17 protein-coding genes and 1 pseudogene are annotated in these 13695 nt (G+C 68.9%); 7 read left to right on the plus strand and 11 right to left on the minus strand.

What is annotated here, in order from left to right:
* Positions 1 to 21: 21 nt before the first annotated feature.
* Positions 22 to 1053: a nitronate monooxygenase gene (locus OG972_RS45880; RefSeq protein ID WP_266992652.1), complete on the plus strand. Its 1032-nt coding sequence runs from the start codon at positions 22 to 24 to the stop codon at positions 1051 to 1053.
* 19 nt (positions 1054 to 1072) lie between these two features.
* Positions 1073 to 1348 carry an amidohydrolase family protein gene (locus OG972_RS45885; RefSeq protein WP_266992654.1) on the plus strand — a complete coding sequence of 92 codons (276 nt, stop codon included), beginning with the start codon at positions 1073 to 1075 and terminating at the stop codon, positions 1346 to 1348.
* A 136-nt stretch (positions 1349 to 1484) separates the two neighbouring features.
* Here OG972_RS45885 and OG972_RS45890 read toward each other — a convergent pair whose 3' ends face one another.
* Both OG972_RS45890 and tnpA read right to left on the minus strand, forming a co-directional pair.
* Positions 1485 to 1619, minus strand: coding sequence for a hypothetical protein (locus OG972_RS45890; protein WP_266992656.1), 135 nt, complete (start codon positions 1617 to 1619; stop codon positions 1485 to 1487).
* Positions 1620 to 1765: 146 nt separating this feature from the next.
* Positions 1766 to 2164 (minus strand): IS200/IS605 family transposase, encoded by a 399-nt coding sequence (gene tnpA, locus OG972_RS45895; protein WP_266993032.1) that lies wholly within the window; start codon positions 2162 to 2164, stop codon positions 1766 to 1768.
* An 82-nt stretch (positions 2165 to 2246) separates the two neighbouring features.
* On the opposite strand from tnpA, the gene OG972_RS45900 reads away from it, so the two are divergent.
* The gene (locus OG972_RS45900) at positions 2247 to 3446 is read left to right on the plus strand and encodes a transposase (protein WP_266992658.1); all 1200 of its coding nucleotides are present in this window, start codon (positions 2247 to 2249) and stop codon (positions 3444 to 3446) included.
* Positions 3447 to 3478: 32 nt separating this feature from the next.
* On the opposite strand, the gene OG972_RS45905 is transcribed toward OG972_RS45900, so the two are convergent.
* The 5 genes from OG972_RS45905 to OG972_RS45925 all read right to left on the minus strand — a co-directional run bounded on the left by OG972_RS45905 (position 3479) and on the right by OG972_RS45925 (position 7356).
* On the minus strand, positions 3479 to 4054 hold the full coding sequence (locus OG972_RS45905; RefSeq protein ID WP_266992660.1) for a hypothetical protein: 576 nt from the start codon (positions 4052 to 4054) through the stop codon (positions 3479 to 3481).
* Between the two features lie 328 nt (positions 4055 to 4382).
* Entirely contained in the window at positions 4383 to 4934 is a 552-nt protein-coding gene (locus OG972_RS45910; RefSeq protein ID WP_266992662.1) for a hypothetical protein, read from the minus strand.
* A 257-nt stretch (positions 4935 to 5191) separates the two neighbouring features.
* Complete coding sequence (locus OG972_RS45915; RefSeq protein ID WP_266992664.1) at positions 5192 to 5860, minus strand: response regulator transcription factor; 669 nt, start codon at positions 5858 to 5860, stop codon at positions 5192 to 5194.
* Positions 5861 to 6091: 231 nt separating this feature from the next.
* Positions 6092 to 6481, minus strand: coding sequence for a DUF2255 family protein (locus OG972_RS45920; RefSeq protein ID WP_266992666.1), 390 nt, complete (start codon positions 6479 to 6481; stop codon positions 6092 to 6094).
* Positions 6478 to 7356 carry a helix-turn-helix domain-containing protein gene (locus tag OG972_RS45925; protein ID WP_266992668.1) on the minus strand — a complete coding sequence of 293 codons (879 nt, stop codon included), beginning with the start codon at positions 7354 to 7356 and terminating at the stop codon, positions 6478 to 6480. Before OG972_RS45925 ends, OG972_RS45920 begins: the two co-directional genes overlap by 4 nt.
* A 195-nt stretch (positions 7357 to 7551) precedes the next feature.
* Here OG972_RS45925 and OG972_RS45930 point away from each other — a divergent pair, with 195 nt between their 5' ends.
* Positions 7552 to 8475, plus strand: a complete 924-nt coding sequence (locus OG972_RS45930; RefSeq protein ID WP_266992670.1) for an alpha/beta hydrolase — start codon at positions 7552 to 7554, stop codon at positions 8473 to 8475.
* Positions 8476 to 8626: 151 nt separating this feature from the next.
* Here OG972_RS45930 and OG972_RS45935 read toward each other — a convergent pair.
* Positions 8627 to 8752: pseudogene (locus OG972_RS45935) on the minus strand (IS5/IS1182 family transposase); the annotation flags it as partial.
* Positions 8753 to 8957: 205 nt separating this feature from the next.
* On the opposite strand from OG972_RS45935, the gene OG972_RS45940 reads away from it, so the two are divergent.
* A complete protein-coding gene (locus tag OG972_RS45940) occupies positions 8958 to 9131 on the plus strand; it encodes a hypothetical protein (protein WP_266992672.1) in 174 nt (57 codons plus the stop codon).
* A gap of 263 nt (positions 9132 to 9394) precedes the next feature.
* Positions 9395 to 9763, plus strand: a complete 369-nt coding sequence (locus tag OG972_RS45945) for a VOC family protein (protein WP_266992674.1) — start codon at positions 9395 to 9397, stop codon at positions 9761 to 9763.
* Between the two features lie 47 nt (positions 9764 to 9810).
* Here the strand turns inward: OG972_RS45945 and OG972_RS45950 are convergent, their stop codons facing one another.
* Together OG972_RS45950 and OG972_RS45955 are read right to left on the minus strand one after the other, a co-directional pair.
* Positions 9811 to 10650: a transposase family protein gene (locus OG972_RS45950; protein WP_266992676.1), complete on the minus strand. Its 840-nt coding sequence runs from the start codon at positions 10648 to 10650 to the stop codon at positions 9811 to 9813.
* A gap of 58 nt (positions 10651 to 10708) precedes the next feature.
* Complete coding sequence (locus OG972_RS45955; RefSeq protein ID WP_175313542.1) at positions 10709 to 11164, minus strand: hypothetical protein; 456 nt, start codon at positions 11162 to 11164, stop codon at positions 10709 to 10711.
* A gap of 1048 nt (positions 11165 to 12212) precedes the next feature.
* Between OG972_RS45955 and OG972_RS45960 the strand changes: the two genes are divergently transcribed.
* Positions 12213 to 12779, plus strand: coding sequence for a DUF5565 family protein (locus OG972_RS45960; RefSeq protein WP_266992682.1), 567 nt, complete (start codon positions 12213 to 12215; stop codon positions 12777 to 12779).
* A gap of 213 nt (positions 12780 to 12992) precedes the next feature.
* Here the strand turns inward: OG972_RS45960 and OG972_RS45965 are convergent, their stop codons facing one another.
* Complete coding sequence (locus OG972_RS45965; RefSeq protein WP_266992684.1) at positions 12993 to 13643, minus strand: hypothetical protein; 651 nt, start codon at positions 13641 to 13643, stop codon at positions 12993 to 12995.
* Between the last annotated feature and the right edge of the window lie 52 nt (positions 13644 to 13695).

Consider the following 13695-nt stretch of genomic DNA (forward strand, 5'->3'; position numbering starts at 1 on the left):
CTTGCCAGAGGAGTTTTCGCCGTGCCCCGCGACCTGACATCCCTCAACGCCGATCTGCCCGTCTGGGCCGCCCCGATGGCCGGCGGCCCCAGCACCCCCGCCCTCGTCGTCGCAGCAGCCCGCGCCGGAGGGCTCGGCCTCCTCGCCGGCGGCTACAGGACAGCCGCCGAGCTCGCCGCCCAGATCGCCCAAGTCCGCGCGAGCGGCGTGGTATTCGGCGTCAACCTCTTCGCGCCCAACCCCGTCCCCGTCACCGCGGACGCTTACCGCACCTACGCCTGCGCCCTCCAGCCGGAGGCCGACCGCTATGGCCTCACCCTCCCCGCCGAACCCGTCAACGGGGACGACGACGCCTGGACGGACAAGCTCGAGCTACTCCTGGAGACCCCCGTCCCTCTGGTCTCCTTCACCTTCGGCCTGCCCGGGACCGACACCGTCCGGGCACTGCAGGACGTCGGCAGCCTCGTCGCCCAGAGCGTCACCACCCCCGCCGAGGCCCTCGCCGCCGCGGAGATCGGCGCGGACCTGCTGATCGTCCAGGCCTCGGCGGCCGGTGGCCACTCCGCCACTCTCACACCGGACCGTCCTGTCACCCCGATCCCGCTCCCCGACCTGGTCAGCGACGTACGGCACACCGTCCCGCTGCCCGTGATCACCGCGGGCGGCATCGCCACCCCCGCCGACACCGCCGCCGCCCTGCGCGCCGGCGCCCACGCCGCCATGGTCGGCACCGTCCTCCTGCGCACCCACGAGAGCGGCGCCTCCGCACCCCACAAGACTGCCCTCACCGATCCGGCGTTCGCGGGCACCACGCTGACCCGTGCCTTCACCGGCCGCACCGCCCGCGCCCTGCGCAACCGCTTCACCGACCGCTACGAACCCCTCGCCCCGCTCGGCTACCCCGCTCTCCACCACCTGACCAGCCCGTTGCGCAAGGCGGCCACCGCAGCGCACGACACCGACCTGATCCACCTGTGGGCGGGCACTGGCTACCGCCAGGCCCGCGTCGAACCCGCTGCCCAGACCCTCACTCGCCTCGCCGCCGAGCGGTGACGACATCCGAGCTGCCCCCGTGGAACGGCTTACGGGAACCGTCCGCCCGGGGCTGGCGGCGGATCTGATCGTTCTCGACCGTGATGTGACGGAATGCCCGGTGGCCGACATCAGCGACACCCGTATCGAGCTGACCCTGATGGGCGGCCGGGTCGTCCACGACGTGCACTCATCGGCGGTCCGGGCCGCGGTCGCACGACTCGACGGGACCGCCGCTTCGCCCCTCCCGGCGGCATACGCGGCGGTGCACGGCGGACGACACGGGGCCTGCGGCCACGGCGGCGACCGACCGTAGCGGTCCGGCCCCCGGGTGGCCGCGTCCAGCTCTGCGGGCCCACTCCTGGGCCCGCTTGCGGCAGGCATAGAAGGTGGCCCCACCTTCCGCCCAGGACCGTGCCCTGACCTGACGGTGCCAGTGCTGCACCGTCAGGTCAGGGCCGGGGCAAGCTGCGCAGGTGTATGCCGTGCCGGGCCCGCAGACGGCCGATCTCCCAGGCCGCGATGGCGGTGGTGACGAGCGCGCCGCCCAGCGCCAGCCACAGGGGCGCGTCGTAACCGTTATCCACGACGTGGAACCTAAACAGCAGTCCCCCCAGCGTCAGCTCCCATCCCTGTTCTTGCGTGGGTATCCCCGGCTTCAGCCGGGGAGGGAAACGCGTCCTAAGCCCGGAGGCGCGAAGCGCCGGAGTTCGCTCCGCCTCTGTCGTTGCGGTCAGATAGGCCGCTTCTGGCCTTCGATGTACTGGCGGATTACGGTCAGCGGTGCACCGCCGCATGATCCTGCGAAGTAGGAGCGGGACCAGAACACTGACCCCATGCCGATCCGGTTGATGCGGCCGGTGTACTCGGCCCGCAGGTACCGGGAGCTTACGCCCTTGAGGGAGTTGATCAGTTTAGACAGGGCGACTTTCGGCGGGTAGTGCACCAACAGGTGCACGTGATCCGCCTCGCCGTTGAACTCGCGTAGCTCTGTCTCGAAGCTGGCGCAGACCTCTCGCATGATCTCCTCGCACCGTTTGAGCATGGCGTCATCGAAGATGTCACGCCGGTACTTGGTGACGAACACCAAGTGTGCGTGGAGGGTGTAGGTGACGTGCCGTCCGGTGCGGATATCGGGATTTGGCTTCCAGCGTGGTGACAAACGCCAAGCGTAGTATGATCAAGCGAGCCAACGTGGAAGGGGGGTGGGTCGGATGATTCGTGCGTACAAGTTCCTTATACGGCCCACCGTGGGCCAGACGATCGCACTGGGCGAGATGCTGCGCGATCACTGCTCCCTCTACAACGGTGCCTTGCAGGAACGCCGTGACGCGTACCGGCACGTGTCGAAGACGAGCATCAAGTACGGGATGCAGTCCGCGCAGCTCAAGGAGATCCGGGTGCACGACCCGGAGCGTCAGGGCCGGTGGTCCTTCTCCTCCCAGCAGGCGACGCTTCGCCGTCTCGGCAAGGCATTCGCCGCGTTCTTCCGCCGCGTCAAGGCGGGGGAAACGCCGGGCTACCCGCGCTTCCGTGGCGTGAACTGGTTCGACACGGTCGACTTCCCCAAGGACGGGGACGGCTGCCGCTGGGACTCCACTCCGCACGACCCGGTCACCCGCGTCCGCTTCCAAGGTGTCGGGCACGTCAAGGTCAACCAGCACCGGCCGGTGGTCGGCAAGGTCAAGACCGTGTCCCTCAAGCGTGAGGGCAAGCGCTGGTACGTGATCCTGACCGCCGAGCAGACCGCGCCTAAGCCGCTTCCCGCGACCGGCTCTGTGGTCGGCATCGACATGGGCATAGCCAACTTCCTTGCCGACTCGGGCGGCGAGTTCATCGAGAACCCCCGGCACGGGCGGAAGGCCGCCGCGAAGCTCGAAGCGGCACAGCAGGCTGTCGCTCGGTGCAAGCGCCGCAGCAACCGGCGTAAGAAGGCCGTCCATAAGGTTGCGGACCTGCACCGAAAGGTCCGCCGTCAGCGCCTCGATCATGCACACAAGACCGCGTTGGGCCTGGTCCGCGAACACGACTTCATCGCGCACGAAGACCTTAAGATCCGCAACATGGTCAAGGCCCCCGCACCGAGGCCCGACCCCGACCGGCCGGGCAGCTTCCTGCCCAACAGGGCCGCCGCAAAGGCCGGACTCAACCACTCGATCTCGGATGCCGGATGGGGGGTGTTCCTGACGATCCTGCACGCCAAGGCTGAAAGTGCCGGACGAGACGTGATCGCTGTGGACCCCCGCAACACCTCCCGGACCTGCCCCGAATGCGGGCACGTCGCAGCGGAGAACCGGCCCACACAGGAGAAGTTCCACTGCGTCTCGTGCGACCACAGCGCGCACGCGGACACGGTGGGCGCCCTGAACGTTCTACGGGCCGGGCTGGTCCGTCGCGAAGCCGCACCGGCATAGCGAGAAGCCCCCTCGTTCACGAGGGGGAGGAGTCACACCAGGACCACCGTCAGCACTGCGGGCAGCGCCTGATGGACCTCCATGGTGCGGAACATGTACCGGGCGACGCAGGGCACCGACATGCTCACAAATCCGATGGCCCGCAGCAGCAGCGGCAACCCAGCCAGAAAGGTCAGTCCGCCCACCAACTCACCCTTGTAGTGGCCGAGCCAGAACGGTCCGATGGCTGTGGCCACGAGCAGCAGCCAATGTGCCACGAACATCCCCAACGCGACGGACGGCCCGCGCAGGCGCGCGGCCATCCGCCGCCGGTGCCCGTCGCGCGCGACGCCGATGAAAGCCGCGACGGCAAGGGGCACGGTCGCCAGCAACAGGAACGGCACCGCCAGAACCCTGACCGCCCCGGACAGCAGCCAGTTGGCCAGCCAGTCGACGAGCGGAATGTCCCGGGCCCACACCTGAGGGATCTCTACGACCATCGAGATCGAGACACCGAACCAGAAACGGACCAGCTGGATACCCCGGATGGTGGGATCGTCCAGGATCCGGTCGTCCGGCGGCTTGAGAAAACGCTCGACGATCTCCCGGTCCTGTGCCATCAGCGCCACGCCTGCCCCCGTCCCCGCCTTGCCAAGCCGCCGCGCCCGCACCCCCGCGCCAAACCAGTGTCGGCATCGGCGACGTCAGGGAGTGTGCCAGGAGGTCCGTCAACGGACCAGAGGTGCTGCCCTGACAGCGGCCATCACGGGCAGAGGCACTGCCGCGTCCTCCCGATCGCGCCGCCGGCAGACGTGACCACCTCCTGGACAGCCAGCGACCTCAGCAGCTCCCCCTGCGGCAGCTCGGCAACTGCGCTCGCCCCTACGGATCACCCTGCCAGCACGAGCATGCCCGCTTCTCTGAACTACGCACGCGGCATGACTCCTGGGACGGCGTTCAGCGCTGCCAGAGGAACGCGGCCTCGCTGCAGGGCTGGCAGTTGAAAAGGTAACCGCGGCCCCCGCCGCCGAAGTTCGCGGAGGTGGCGAAGTCGTAGCCCTCCTCCAGCTCGGCCGTGAACGTCATGCGGGTGGCGCACAAGGGACAGTCCGGAGTCTCGTCGTCCTGGATCCAGTCAGGCTCACCGCCCAGCCGTCCGAGGACCGGCTCCTGCGTGGGTTTGTCAGCCGGATGGAGGCGCAGAGCGGTGACCGCGCCGAGAAGCGTCTCGCCGGAGGCCGGGACAGCGGCCGGGGTGAGCTCACCGGAGAACAGGTAGGCGCGGTTGGCGCCGGCAGTGGCGTCCCAGTCGTCGCACATCCCGGGATCGTTCTGGCAGAAGAACACCTCGACCACGCCGATGTCGAGGGGCAGATGGGCGAGGAACTGCATGACCCCAGCGCACTCGCGGCACCTCGGCCAGACGAATTCACTCGGGACGAGCGGGACTCCGCCGGTGCGCGGCGTGGGCGCGTCAGCAGTAGTCACCCCGTCGTAGATCAGCAGCATGGCCACAGCCTAAGGTCAGCCTTTTGTGTCAGGAAGCGGGGTCGGGTTTTCAGTGGTGGCGGCGATCTGTCCGAACGTCGGCATGCCGAGACTGACGGCCGTCGATCGACGGGCAGTTTCGGCGTCGGGCTGAGCCAGCTTGTCCTGGGCGCCGGCAAGCCTGACCTGTAGGCCCTCGATCTCGCTCAGCCAGCCTTCCCGCTCGGCCTCGGCGATCCGGGCAGTGGACCCATCGGTTCACCGCCCGGGTCGCTGTCTCAGGCAGGGTCGACCAGCCGGTAGCCGATCCCGCGGACGGTCTGGATCGGGTCCGGGGGACCGAGCCTGCGGCGGAGTCGGCCGATCAGCCTGTCGACCGCGTGGGATTCCGGCTGGTGCTGTTCGCCGGCGCAGCACTTGGCCAGTTGGTCACGGGTGACCAGCGCGCCGCCGGCCAGCATCAGAGCCTGAAGGACCGCAGCCTCCGTGACGGTCAAGGACAGCGGTACCCCGGCGCGGGTGAACCGGCCGTCGTGTCGGCCCCGTTGCAGGTCACCGACGCGTAGCCGGGATGCCTGGGCGGGAACCACGGGGGCGCGGCAGAGGATACGCATCCGGGTGGCCAGTTCGGCGGTATTGAAGGGCTTGACCAGGTAGTCGTCCGCGCCCTGCTCGATAAGGGCCGCCCGTTCGGCGTGCGAATCGAGCGCGGTGAGCATCAGGACCGGGCGGGTCCAGCCGGCCCGGCGGTGGGCTGCGACCAGGCGGAGGACGTCACCGTCGGGCTGCGCCCGGTCGGCCACAAGGCCGTGATAGGCGGTGCCACCCAACTTGTGGCCGGCGTCGATGAGGTCGGCGGCCACGTCGACGTCGAAGCTGATCCGGCGCAGGCACCCGGAAATCACTGCCGCAAGCTCCGAGTCGTGCTGCACGACGAGTATGCGCATGTCATCCGACACTAGGCGGTGAGCGCCAGGGGCGCATGCCCCGCGGTGAGCGGCAGGAGAATGTGGCTGGATCCGGCGCGGGCTCTGCGCAGGACGGCGGCGGCTTCCTCGATCTCGGCCGAAACGGGAGATCACGGCAGCTGCGGAACTCTCGTGGCAAGCAGTCTCGCCGGACAGCTCGGCGGTGAGCGTGCGCTGCTGCGCGCTGACGTTGCCCGGGGCCCCGTTCCGTCAGCGGACCAGGCCCGTGGCGCCGTTCGATGAGGGCGCCGGGTCGATCCGTATCGTCGCGGCGTGTGCCGCGGGGCTCGCGGCGAGGGGGCCGGCCGCCTGTCCGTACTTGTTCCGGTAGGCGGCGTCGATCTCGGAGGCGGGCCTGGTGTCACGGGTTTCCAGGAGGACGTCGCGGGTGACGGCCCCCACCCGGATCTGTCCGTGGCTGTGCTTCTGCGCCGCCTGGTACCAGCGGGACCGTACCCCTCGGTAGGCGCGGACATACAGCTCGCCGCGGACCAGGACCATACCGATCTCCACGCCGGGGTGACCGTCGTCCCCGGCGGTCAGGACGAGGGATTCGGACCCGGTGAGAAGGGCGAGATCTTCGGGTGTCCAGGTCGTCATCGCGTCAGGTCCTCCGTCCGGTCGGTGCTCGGTTGCCGGGTGGTCCATGAGGTGAGGATGCGCAGGGCGTCGTGGGAGGGGCTGCCGGGTTCGGCGGTCAGGATCATCAGGCGCTGTCCGGAGCCGTCGGGGCTGGTCCAGGTGTCGCAGTCGAGGGTGAGGTCACCCATCAGGTGGTGGCGGTAGTGCTTGGTGCCGTAACTGGCGGTGTTGACGCGGTGTTCGGCCCACCAGGTGCGGAAGTCGGGGTCCTGGAGGGACAGTTCGCCGACGAGCTGGGCGAGGTCGGGATCGTCGGGGTCGGCCGCGGCCTCCATGCGCAGCGCGGCGACGGCTTCCCGGGCGTCGTGGGCCCAGTCCTGGTGCAGCTGCCGGACCACCGGGTTCGTGAACAGCAGCCGCATGTAGTTGCGCCGGTGGGCAGGGATGGCGGCGAAGTCGGTGTAGAGGGCTACGGCGGCGGGGTTCCAGGCCAGGATGTCCAGGCGTTTGCCAAGGACGAGCGCGGGGGTTTCGGTGAGCTGGTCGAGCAGACGTCGCATGGCGGGACGCAGGCGTTGGGCGGGTCGGCGGCGGCGTGGGTGGGCGTCGGTTCGGCCGGCGAGTTCGTAGAGGTATCTCTGCTGGTCGTCGTCGAGGCGCAGGGCGCGGGCCAGGGTGGTGAGCACGGGTACGGATGCCCGGACGCGGCCCTGTTCCAGTCGTGTGTAGTAGTCCACGCTGATGGCGGCGAGCTGGGCGACCTCCTCGCGGCGCAGTCCGGCGACTTTGCGGGAAGAGTCCGTCTCGGGAAGGCCGCACTCCCGCGGTGTCAGCTGGGCCCGGCGGGCCTTGAGGAAGGCGCCCAGCGCCCGGGAGTCGGAGTCTGAAGTCATGCTCTCCAGTGTCATTGCGCCACGAGGACCACGGCACATGTTTGAGGGGGCAAGTTCTTTCCCAGGCAGAAACCTGGCTCTCCCGCTCGTGTGGAGACTGACGGAACGTGGATGTGTGCCCGGCAGGGTGCGGGCCCCGGGTCCGCCGCGCGGGTGCGTTACGACACATCATCACCGTCTCACGGAGAGTCCCTCATGGCCCAGACCACCGTCAGCTTCGACAGCGCCGGCATCCCGCTCGTCGGCCACCTCCACACCCCCGACACGCCGGCGTCGGGTCCGCGGCCGGCACTCGTGGTCGGTCACCCCGGCACCAGCGTGAAGGAACAGACCTCCGGCACGTACGCGCAGCTGATGGCCGAGCGCGGTTTCGTCGCCCTCGCCTTCGACGCCGCCTACCAGGGCGAGTCCGGTGGCCTGCCGCGCGGTTTGGAGGACCCGGCCCAGCGGGTGGAGGACTTCAAGGCCGCCGTCTCCTACCTCACCACCCTCGACGAGGTCGACGCCGACCGTATCGGCCTGCTGGGCATCTGCGCCTCCGGCAGCTACTCGCTGGCCGCCACCGGCGGCGACCATCGCGTCAAGGCCGTGGCCACCGTGTCCACCGCCGAGCCCGCCCGCCAGTTCCGTCTCGGCGCCGACGGCACCCAGAACCCGGCTGTCTTCCAGGCCCTGCTGGACGCCGCCGCAGCGGCTCGCAGCGCCGCCGCACGCGGCGAGGACCCCGGCACGATGACCATGTTCCTGGAGACCGCCGAGCAGGCCCGCGCGCTCGGCGGCCAGCACGGCGTCGAAGGCTTCGAGTACTACTGCACCCCGCGCGGCCAGCACGAACGCTCCGCGAAGACCCTCGCCTGGGAGAGCATCGACAGGATGGCCTTCCACGACGCCTTCTTCGCCGTCCCGCTGATCGGCCCCCGCCCCATCCTCCAGATCATCGGCGAACGCGCCGTCACCGCCTGGATGGCCGTCGAGGCCCACCAGCGCGCCACCGGCCCCAAGGAGATCCACTGGATCAAGGGCGCCAGCCACGTCGACCTCTACGACAGGAAGGAGTACATCGACCCCGCCATCGACAAGCTCACCGACTTCTACACCACCCACCTCATCACCGACTGATGAGCACTCCGCGACGGGTAACGACCTCGAGGATGTTGTCGGCCACCTGGAGACAGTCCTCGGGGGTGCGACGAGCGCCGGCGACCGCGTCGAAAGCACAGTGGCGGGACTGCCGTCGAGCGATCCAGCCGTCTATCCGGCGAGGGTCGGGGTGTAGGCGGGCGATGCCGAGCATGGCGTGATGGACGCCATCGCCTTCGAGACGGCAGTCGCGGAGGATCTTCCGGGTCTTCATTCGGGCAAAAGCGTGCTCAACGCGGGCTCGGATCCGCTTGTGCCGTGGTCACCGATCCCCGCCGGCAGGTGTCTGCTGGGTGGACGAGGGGTCCCCCATTCGGCCCGCAGTGGTTGCTGGTGCGGGTAGTTGGAGGTGGGCTGTCAGTGCGCCTGGCGATAGTCGCGGGCGCCAAGAGAGCGGGGCACCCCCTGCCGAACGAGCGGGGCCAGCCCCCCACCGACCCACATGAGACTTGGAGATTCCCATGCCTTACCGCAAGGGACAGCACGTGGAGTACCGGGACCAGCAGGACGAGCTTCAGCGGGGCGAGATCCGCAGCGCCGAGGGCAGCGGGGCGCAGGCTCGCTACGCCGTCCAGAACGAGGCGACCATGCGCGAAGACAAGGTCAGCGAGAGCCAGATCGAGCGGGAACTGTAGTAACGGCCCTGCCGACACAGCCCGCCGTTGCACCGAACCAAAGTGCAACGGCGGGCTGCTGGATGTCCTGCAACAGCGAACATTGAAGCTCCGCCATCTTGAAGTGGCTGGTCAGCGGGGTGGCGTGACCTCGTTTCGGGGTGCTCGTGCTGGTCGTGGGCGGCAGTCTGTGTTGTAGATCGTCCGGCGGGGTGGTTTTGCCGATGAGTTCACCGTCCTCGAACGGTCTACCCAGCGACACGACCGTTCTCGACAGGAGTGCCATGTCCACCATCCAGCCAGTGATCGTGACTGCCGACCAGGACGTTCTGCTCGGCTTCTATACGAAATTGTTCGGCGCTGAGGAGATCTTCCGGGTACCGGCGGAAGGCCCGGCCTTCTACCTCGGCTTGCGCATCGGCGACACCGACCTCGGGCTGGTGGCCAAGGAGAACCCGGGGACTGGGGCGGCGCCGCGGATCCTGCTCAGCATCGGTGTCGACGACGTCGACGAGACGCTCGGCCGGGTGGCGGCGCTGGGCGGCTCGGTCCGCAGCGGCCCCAACGACATGCCGTGGGGACAGCGCGTCGCCCACATCCAGGACCCCGACGGCAACCCGGTTAACCTCACTCAGCCGATCCCGGCCCGGTGACGCTGTTCCGGGGGCATGCGCTGATCGTGGGCTACCTGCGGTAGAGATCAATTGCCTGTAGTGGCCTCGATGTTCGTCAGGACGAGCAGCACGCGAAACAGGTGGGTGGCGCGGGCGGGGTCAGTACGGAGCTTGGTGAGGATCCGCCAGTTCTTCAGGTGGGCAAAGCCGCGTTCGACGGGGACACGTCCGGCGGCCAGGACCCGGTTGGCCTCCTTCTCGGCGGATGCGAGCCTGCGGGCGCGGGTGGCCTTGAAGCCGGTGACGACCACGGGATCGTCCCCGTCGTCGTCCAGGCCGAGGAAGCCCAGGTCGGCCAGGGCGCCGAGGCCGGCAGCACGCAGGTGGGCCAGGATGCGGTCGCGGCGGGCGGCGGTGATGTCGTGGGTGCGGCCGGGCCGGGCGGCCGATATCCACACCAGACGGCCCCGCTCGTCGGTCAGTGCGAGGACGTGCAGGCCGTGGCGGCGATGCTTGCCGGAGTAGTTCGGGCGGTTCGCCTCTCCGGTACGGCGCTGGGTGGGGATGAGGGTGCCGTCGATCAGGACGACCTCGCCGCCCCGCCGGGCGATCTTCTTCAGGGCGCGGTCCAGGCGAGGGGCCTTCGCGGCCAGCAGGTGGATCAGCTCGTCGCGCCAGCGCCGGATGGTGGTGGCGGAGATGTCGTTGCCGCCGCCAATGTCGGCCAGGCGCCGATCGTGCCGCAGCACGGCCAAGACGATCACCGCGATCCTCCCGGGCGGCAGCGCCCGCCACCTCGACCGTATCGCTTTGAGATGGCGTCGCAGCAGGTCGGTGAGGTAGTGCAGGGTGTGCGTGGACAGCGGCAGGCGGCACTGGTAGACCAGGGACACGGTGTCTCCGGCGTGCTCTTTGGTTTTCGTCACACAATTCCAACAGCCGCCGGGGGCACCTTGGTTACGCCCCGATCGCCGTGCGGACCGGTCACGGGCGGGTGGTGAACTTCCCGTCGGGTCGTTTGTGCAGCCAGCCGCGGTCGGCCAGCTTCGTGAGCTTCCCGCGCAGCGGCTCCAGCTTGCCCCGTACCCCGGTGTCCAAGCCCAGCACCTCGCCGATCTGCCGGGTGGAGACCGGGCCGGCGGCCTGCCGCACCGCGGTCAGGATGCGCTGGTACTCCGCCGGCAGTGCGGACTCAGCCACCCCCGGCCCACGGTCCGGGACCAGCCGTACCGCCCGACCTGCCACCTGGACCACCGGCGACCCGGCCTCCGTGCGCTCGTCGGCGAGCTGCTCGCTCATCCGCTGCCACACCCGCTCGGCCACGGCCAGCTCATCGCGCTCAGCTCGTACCTCCGACAGCTGCTTGACCAGCTGCTCTTCGAGTCCGTCCAGCTCCGCACGCCGCGCGGCGATCCGCTCCAACACCTCGGGATCCATCATGGGCAGGAGCGTAGGAGCGGCACCCGCGACGACGGACGGGAATCCACAAACCCACTCCTGCCGGACGATCTACACCCCAGACTGCCGCCCACGACCAGCACGAGCACCCCGAAGCGACATCACACCAGCACCTTGACCAGCCACTTCAAGATGGCGCAGCTTCATTGAGCAGTACCACTGTGTCCGCGCTCAGGTCTTCAGGCACGATCGGCTCCCGGGTGGGTATCGCGGCGGCGAGACCACGGCCTGTCGCAGGACGGGGCGCAGCGGCGGCAACCAGCACTCCGAGGCAGGCATAGCGGTGTCGAGGTAATCGACGTCGGTGAATTCCACGAGCAGGCCGTTCGTGCGTCGGCCGCTGCCCTTGACATACGCCAGGCCTCCTCGGCTCCGCTGTCAGCCGCGGCGACGCCGGTTGCGGTACCAGGCGGGTGAGTGCCTCGGCCCGCGAGCTGGCCGACGCTGCAGCTGAGGCTGGGGGCGGCCAGGGGGCGTTCCTTCCCCTTCTGTGCCCGGTACTGAGTGGCACAGGTCAGGCCTTCGACGCGGGCTTGCTGATAGGTGCTCAAGCCGGTGCCTGAGGCGGTTCGGTGGGCCCCCAGAAGGTGGTGAAGGTGTGGCGAGCGAGGGACGGCAACTGCTGGCCGTCCAGCGGGGCCGGGGTGATGTCACGGCAGTACGTGCAAAGGGCCGTGGCAACGATGGCGGTAGCGGTGCAGGGCTGGGTCGGCTGTCAGCATCAAAAGCAGTGTTTCAGGCGCCTTCGGACCGACGAGGGGGAGCACAAGCCGGAGACGACCGCCGCAGGCGCGCGCCGGACAGTGTTCCCCGAACCAGCCCCGGGTCCCGGCCCAATCGGCAGGCAGAGCTCCGACGCGCCTTCCTGTCAGTCGGCCTGTGTCCGTCGGCTCGGCCGGCTGCCGCTGTCCTGGATGCGGCCGGCAGGACGGGCACAGCAAGGTCCTGCAGCTGCCGATAGCGGAACGGCGGGTGGCGGCGTGCACGAAATTCCGATGCACGCAAGCCGGTCAACCGAGAGGATCCCGGAATGCAGAAGATTCCGACCGTGTTCGTCCGCGACTTCGACAACAACCCCGCGCACGTCCTGCCTGAGGTGACGCCCGGCTGCGAGTGGGTGCTCGCAGGTGAAGGACAGGCCACTCGCAAGTACGACGGCACCTGCGTGATGCTCGACGAAGCGGGCAAGTGGTGGGCGCGTCGCGAGGTCAAGGCCCGCAAGCCGGTACCGCCGAACTACATGGCCCTCTCCGTCGACACCGAGACCGGTAAGACCATCGGCTGGGAGCCAATCGGTCAGTCATCGTTCGCGAAGTTCCACGCAGAGGCCCTACAGGCGGTCGGCCCAAGCGAGCAGACCGCCGGGACCTTCGAGCTGATCGGCCCGAAGGTGAACGGAAATCCCGAGGAAGTCGACGTTCACCGGCTCGTCGAGCACGCCGCAGCGCAGCACGTCTCAGTGCCGGAGCTGACGTTCGATGGCATCCGGAGTACCGTGCTGGCCCTGGCCGCGGTCGACGGCTGCGAGGGGATCGTCTGGCACCACACCGACGGACGGATGGCGAAGATCAAAGCCAGGGACTTCCCGAAAGCATGACAACGAAGCGCGCCCGACCGATCTTGAGTTCGAGTGGTCGGGGGCACTGTCGTGCGTCCAGGGTCAGCGGTCGTCGGCGAACACGTGAACATGAACGTGCCCAGTCATGTACGGATGATCGGGCTCTGTCGCTGACCTCGTGACGTTACGCACTCACGTGGGATGGGTGCTGACACGCTTCGTGCGTTCAGGAGCCGATCACGGGATCCGCGGTCAGTACCAGCGGCTGAATGCGGTAGCGCCAGATCCGGTCTCCGCGGCGAACCGAAGAACCTGCAGTGGCGCGTCGATGAGCTCCGCCGCATCGAAATCGGGGGCGTCGCCCATCGCGGTCATCCAGGCGGTGATCCGGCTGAGGACCTCGCTTCGCTGTGTGGTGGCGAGGTGGAGGGCTTCCTCAGCTCGGGGCAGGGCGGTCCGAACCTCCTCGGCGGACAGCAGGAAGTCGCCGAACCAGCCTGGGAACATCGCCGATCGTTCCGCGCCGAGGCCGTAGCACAGGGCCGCGGCCGGCTTCGCCTTGCGGGCAGTCGCGACGAAGAGACCGGCGCCCTCTGCCTCGGGCGTGAGTGTCATGCTCGCGTCCCGCATGGCCTCCGTCGCCTCGATAGGCCGGTTGGCGTCGTTGAAGAAGTCCGCGAATCGCCGGGCGGTCGGCGTGGGTATCAAGGGTCCGGAAGGGTCCGCGGGGTGCTCGAAGAAGGGCTCTTGGTCGCCGCCGTTCGACCACCACGCAAGCGTCTCGCCAAAACCCGGCGGCCTCTGCCAGTCGCCTGGCCGTACGAGATGGATGTAGCGATCCGGCAGTGTCCGGGCCTCCTCGTCAGGGAGGACACCGACCACCCACAACCCTGTTGAACTCACCGGTCACACCTCTCAATCTGCTCGACGACTCTCTCTGGCGGCATCACAAGAT

Source organism: Streptomyces sp. NBC_01669 (genome assembly GCF_026339735.1).
Classification (GTDB): domain Bacteria; phylum Actinomycetota; class Actinomycetes; order Streptomycetales; family Streptomycetaceae; genus Streptomyces; species Streptomyces yanii.